Annotated in this window: 4 protein-coding genes and 1 pseudogene; 3 read left to right on the forward strand and 2 right to left on the reverse strand. The window is 58.4% G+C overall.

Features of this window, described 5'->3' with window-relative positions:
• Positions 1 to 209: pseudogene (locus tag AB4Z25_RS29220) on the reverse strand (nucleotidyltransferase); the annotation flags it as partial.
• A gap of 732 nt (positions 210 to 941) precedes the next feature.
• Here AB4Z25_RS29220 and AB4Z25_RS29225 point away from each other — a divergent pair.
• The 3 genes from AB4Z25_RS29225 to AB4Z25_RS29235 are packed head-to-tail and all read left to right on the forward strand — an operon-like array spanning position 942 to position 4417.
• A complete protein-coding gene (locus AB4Z25_RS29225; protein ID WP_442210537.1) occupies positions 942 to 2858 on the forward strand; it encodes a polysaccharide biosynthesis protein in 1917 nt (638 codons plus the stop codon).
• A 43-nt stretch (positions 2859 to 2901) separates the two neighbouring features.
• Positions 2902 to 3837 carry an NAD-dependent epimerase/dehydratase family protein gene (locus AB4Z25_RS29230; RefSeq protein ID WP_442210543.1) on the forward strand — a complete coding sequence of 312 codons (936 nt, stop codon included), beginning with the start codon at positions 2902 to 2904 and terminating at the stop codon, positions 3835 to 3837.
• 25 nt (positions 3838 to 3862) lie between these two features.
• Positions 3863 to 4417 carry a sugar transferase gene (locus AB4Z25_RS29235; RefSeq protein WP_442210546.1) on the forward strand — a complete coding sequence of 185 codons (555 nt, stop codon included), beginning with the start codon at positions 3863 to 3865 and terminating at the stop codon, positions 4415 to 4417.
• 242 nt (positions 4418 to 4659) lie between these two features.
• On the opposite strand, the gene AB4Z25_RS29240 is transcribed toward AB4Z25_RS29235, so the two are convergent.
• The coding region (locus tag AB4Z25_RS29240) for a HEPN domain-containing protein (protein WP_442210540.1) at positions 4660 to 5547 on the reverse strand (888 nt) is incomplete at its 5' end.

Genomic DNA, 5547 nt, shown 5'->3' on the forward strand with positions numbered 1-5547 from the left:
CTGGCATAGGAACCATAGAGGATGACCTTGAGGATCTTGCCGTCCGACCGCTTGGCGGAAAGCTTGGTCGCACGGAACCGTTCAGCCTCGAAGAAGATGATCTCCAGCACACGTGCAAGCTCGCGGCGTTTGTTCGCCGGCAGATGATCAAGTGGATCAGTCAAGGTCAAAGCTGCATCGAAGCCTTCGCTGTGAATCGCCTCATCCATCGTAGTGGCTCCGCTGCTGTTTCGCACCATTGCCTTTTACGCGCACTATACTGTGTGTGCAACCTTAGATTATATTGGGCTTCGCGTCGAAAATCATCCATCTGACGGAGAACCAGCGTTTGCGGCATAAGGCCAGCCTTCTTGGTGAGACTAAGCCCCCCAGTGGACTCCGTAACCGAGGGCCGTTAGTCAGGCAGTGACCATGCGAGCGGTACTAATTCGGCACGCGCGTGAAAACACTTGCCCCGACCGCAACCGCAAGCCTGGTGAAAATCGGTCAGCGAATCAGCCCTTTCTGGCTCGCATCGTTCGGACCCCGAGCTGTGGAGGGTAGGCATTCGGGGCGCATTTTCTGTTGAATGACTCAGTTTCGGCGGGCTTCGCAAGGTCGTAATCCGGAGATCGCCGTTGCTGAGGGGCTCGCAACATTCGAGCATTCCTTTTGGAACTCGGAGGAATGAATTTCGACCTAGGTTGACACCGCACGCTTTACGGTTGTTTTTGCAAGCTGCCTTGAGTATGCGTCCGTGATGCTATCTCCGTAGTTTGCTGTCGAGTGTGCTTTTTTACGGGGAAGTATTCGGTGGATAATGGGAATCAGGCGGTGAATGATGTTGAAGTCCCCTGACACCCGATGTCCGGTATCGGCATACGGATGCCGTTGTTTCTGTATAAGCCACTCCGCCTTTGCGACTTTTGGAGACCCTCTAGGCCTTGCCACGGATAGGGCTGATGTTTGACAAACCCGCTCAACATGTACTTGCCTTACCCCGGCCAGCGAAACGGGTCATCGCGCTGCTATTCGATGCCTGTCTTTGCATCCTAACGGTTTGGTTTGCGTTCTGCTTTCGCTTCAATGACTGGTATTTGCTCACGGGGCTGCAGTTCTGGACGATCCCGATATCGCTCGTGATTGCGCTTCCGCTGTTCATCACCTTCGGCCTTTATCGAGCTATCTTCCGTTTCATGGGCTGGGCGGCCTTTTCGACAATCATCAAGTGCGTTTTGATCTATGGGGTGGTGTACATGGTGATCTTCACGGTCATCAGCGTGCCGACCATCCCGCGCACTGTCGGGATCTTGCAGCCGATGCTGCTCTTGCTTGCCGTCGGTCTGTCGCGCTTCGTGGCGCGCTACTTCCTTTACGATGCCTATAGCGAAATTCTCAGCGAGGCTGCGTCGATCCGAACGCTGGTCTACGGCGCTGGCACCCAAGGGAGGCAGCTGGTCAGTGCCCTGGGTCATTCGGCCGAGTTCAAGGTTGTGGGTTTCCTTGATGACGATCACGGCCTGAAGGGCATGTCGCTGAACGGTGTGAAGATCTATAGCCCTCTCACCATTGAGAAGGTCTGCGCGGATCTTGAGGTCAAGACCGTTTTGCTCGCCCTGCCGCAAATCGATCGTGCTCAACGAAACGAGATTATCGAGCGTCTACGCTCGGCAAGGGTCGCAGTGCGTACAGTTCCCGATATCAGCGCATTGGCAACAGGCCAGGCGCAGCTGACCGACCTTCAGGACCTCGATGTTGAGGACCTGTTGGGCCGCACTGCGGTGCTGCCAAACATCGCGTTGCTGGAGCAAAATGTTCGCGATCGCGTCGTCCTAGTCACGGGTGCGGCCGGCTCAATCGGAAGCCAGCTGTGTCGCGAGATCGCCAAGCTCGGCCCCAAGGCACTCCTGCTTTTGGATCAGAACGAGTTTGGCATCTACGCCCTGCAGGGCGAATTAGCTGGCGAAAATACAGAGCCGCCATTTCCGATTGTCCCGCTACTTGCCAATGTCTGCGACGCATATCGCATTAACACGATTATCCAGACCTGGAAGCCCGCCACCATCTATCATGCGGCAGCTTACAAGCACGTGCCGCTCGTCGAGCAGAACCCGGCTGAAGGCGTGAAAACCAATGTCTTCGGAACGCTGAGTGTATCCAAGGCTGCCTTGTCTGCCGGTGTTGAGCGCGTGATTCTCGTGAGCACCGACAAGGCGGTTCGTCCAACCAATGTTATGGGCGCTACAAAGCGGTTGGCCGAATTGATTCTGCAGGCACTCGCCGAGGAGCGCGGGAAGACAACTTTCTCGATGGTCCGGTTCGGCAACGTGCTCGGCTCTTCCGGCTCGGTCGTTCCGCTTTTTCGCCAGCAGATCAGTCGGGGTGGTCCGATCACGCTGACGCATGAGGAGATCACACGGTTCTTCATGACCGTGCCAGAGGCCGCGCAACTCGTGATCCAGGCCGGCGCGATGGCGACCGGCGGCGATGTTTATCTGCTCGACATGGGCGACCCGGTAAAGATCATCGATCTCGCGCGCCGCATGGTCGAACTATCGGGTCTCACGGTCCAGGACGAGCAGAACCCGAACGGCGACATCAGCATCGTAACAACCGGCCTGCGCCCCGGGGAGAAACTCTACGAAGAGCTCTTGATCAACGACAATCCCGAAGTTACTGACCATCCGAAGATCAGGCGCGCCCGCGAACAATTTCATGGCTGGCCGCAACTGTCGGCCAGGCTCGATGAACTCGCCGAGCTCGCACGCGATGGCGACGCAAAGCGTCTGAAGGCAGCGTTGAGCGATCTCGTGGCGGGATATAGCCCGATGGATCGCGTCGTGGATCTTGTCGCTCTCAGGCAGGAAGTATCGCAATGACGTTATTTGCTTCGCAAAAAAGCGCTTTCAACTGGAGACTTACATGCTTCTTGTAACCGGCGCCTCGGGCTTTGTGGGGCGGGGTCTCATGCAGACCCTTCGCCAGCGCGAAATTCCGTTTCGGGCAACGAGCAGACATGGCGGGGACGGGCTCGTTGCCGTAGGCGATATTAACGGTCGCACAGATTGGTCGGCCGCTCTCGCCGGCATCGATACCGTCGTCCATCTGGCGGCGGTCAACCAGAACGTTGTCGAGGGTTCGACGGCCGTTCTCGCGGAGTATCGATCTGTGAACGTCGATGGGACGCTTAATCTGGCGCGGCAGGCTGCGGCGGCCGGCGTCCAGCGGTTCATATTCGTGAGTTCGATTAAGGTGAACGGCGAGGCGACCGCGAAGGGCAAGCCCTTCAGAAATACGGACGCGCCGGCGCCGGAAACCGACTATGGCCGGACAAAGTTTGCCGCAGAGCAGGGGCTTCAAGAGTTGTCCGATGGCACTGAAATGGACGTCGTCACTATCAGGTCTCCGCTCGTCTACGGCCCCGGCATGCGTGGGAGCTTCCAGGCCTTGGTCCGGCTTGCTCAGCGCAGCTTGCCGTTGCCTTTCGCCTCGATCGATAACCGCCGATCGATGGTCTACCTCGAGAATCTGACTGATCTGATCGTGACTGCTGCAAGTCACCCGGACGCGGCAGGCGGGACGTTCATGGTTGCCGACTCGAGGAGCCCATCGACGCCGGAGCTGATACGCCTGATTGCTTCAGCGACCGGATCATCGACCTTGCTGCTGCCGTTTCCACCAGCGCTCTTGGAGCTTGCTGGAGGCCTCACCGGAAAGCGGGAATTGGTCAATCGTCTGACGCGATCACTCGAAGTGGACATCGCCGAAACCCGCCGTCGCCTCGGCTGGACGCCTCCATTCGAGATGCGCGAGGGTCTGTCGCGCGCACTCGGCACGACAAGCCCCCCGAAAGACTGACAAGACATCGGCGCTGAACCAGGGAATAAAATGGGCCTTTGATTTTTGCGCCGCATTGGGCGGGCTGATTGTTTTGTCTCCCCTGCTGCTTGTACTCACCATCATGGTCCGGCGCTCGTCGCCCGGCGGTGCTTTTTTCCGGTTGTTAAGGGTAGGGCGAAATGAGGTCCCCTTCACGTGCCTGAAGTTCCGGACGATGGCGGCCGGAACGCCCAATGTCGGCTCGCATGATGCCGCGGAAGCCTGGATCACGCCGATCGGCAAGACACTTCGCGCCTACAAGCTCGATGAACTGCCGCAGCTCGTCAGCGTGTTCAAGGGCGAGATGAGCCTGGTCGGGCCACGGCCATGCGTGCCCACGCAGCCCGACGTCATCGCCGCGCGTAGAGCTAAGGGAGTTTTTACTGTTCGCCCAGGGATAACCGGTCTAGCGCAGATTGCGGGCATCGACATATCGACGCCGGAGAAGCTCGCAGCCGCTGATGCCGAATACGTCAAGTCGGCCAGCCTCTGGCACGACATCGCCATGATCCTTGGTTCAGTCATGGGCAAGGGAAAAGGCGACGCCGCGCGGAAATAGTCCGCGCGCTCTTACGCCGCACGCAAATGCGATGCTTCCGGGGCAGCGCCTAGGCAAGGGACGATCGGACCTTCGGAGGCTGTAGCCCGCCGATCATAGGAGCGTCTCGCTAACGGCCTGCCCAGCAGCGATAACGACGCCCTGTTGCCATGGACATGCCGCATACTAGCGAAATGAGCTTCTGACAGCCAACTGTGACGAGCGTTTGAGCGCTCAAAGGGGCCGGAAATTGCCAGCGGGCATCAGCTGGGCTTGCCTTGACCCAACCGCTCCCGGCAGATCACCTCTACCAGATCCTGCAGAACTTTCACGCGCTGGATCAGCCAGTTGAGCTCCTCGGCCGTGATCTCGTAACTCGCCGAATAACGTGCCTCGACATAGGCACGCGACAGCAGCTCGAAGTGGCGCCGTGCGAGACGGTTATCACGAGGCCAAGCGAAGACCAGCCGGGTGTCGATATCCTCGGCTTTCGATCGGAGATTTTTGATGCGGTGCGACTTCGGACTATAAAATGTGATCGTCAGCAGAAGGCAGTGATAGAAATGCTCAGCAGCTTGGTGCAGTTCGAACGCGGCCTCCGCATAATATTGCTGCTCAAGCGCGAGTTGAGCGAGGTGCAGCCGCTTCTGAGCCCTGGGGAACCACAGATCGAAATGCCGCCGTGCCTCCGTGTTCTTCTCCGCTTTCGAGAGCGGCTTCGGCTGCGCCAGCGGATGGCCGGGCTCCTCATAAAGCACAATGCCATCGCGGGCGATATCGACGAAGAACGGCCGGCCGCGCGATAGCTGATCGTTTACGTCATGAAGGGAATGAACGACCGGCAGCACTGGCGTCTTGATACGGTTGGCGATCTGTTCCTGGATTAGCCGCTCCTCGAGTGCAAGCCATAGTTCATCCTCATCCGCAAAACTTTGCGAGTTGACGACCACCATCAGATCGTAGTCGGAACGGTAACCGCTCAGCCGGTCTTCCACCCAGTCTCCTCTGGCATAGGAACCATAGAGGATGACCTTGAGGATCTTGCCGTCCGACCGCTTGGCGGAAAGCTTGGTCGCACGGAACCGTTCAGCCTCGAAGAAGATGATCTCCAGCACACGTGCAAGCTCGCGGCGTTTGTTCGCCGGCAGATG

The sequence above is a fragment of the Rhizobium sp. RAF36 genome (assembly GCF_052114105.1).
In the GTDB taxonomy this organism is placed as follows: domain Bacteria; phylum Pseudomonadota; class Alphaproteobacteria; order Rhizobiales; family Rhizobiaceae; genus Rhizobium.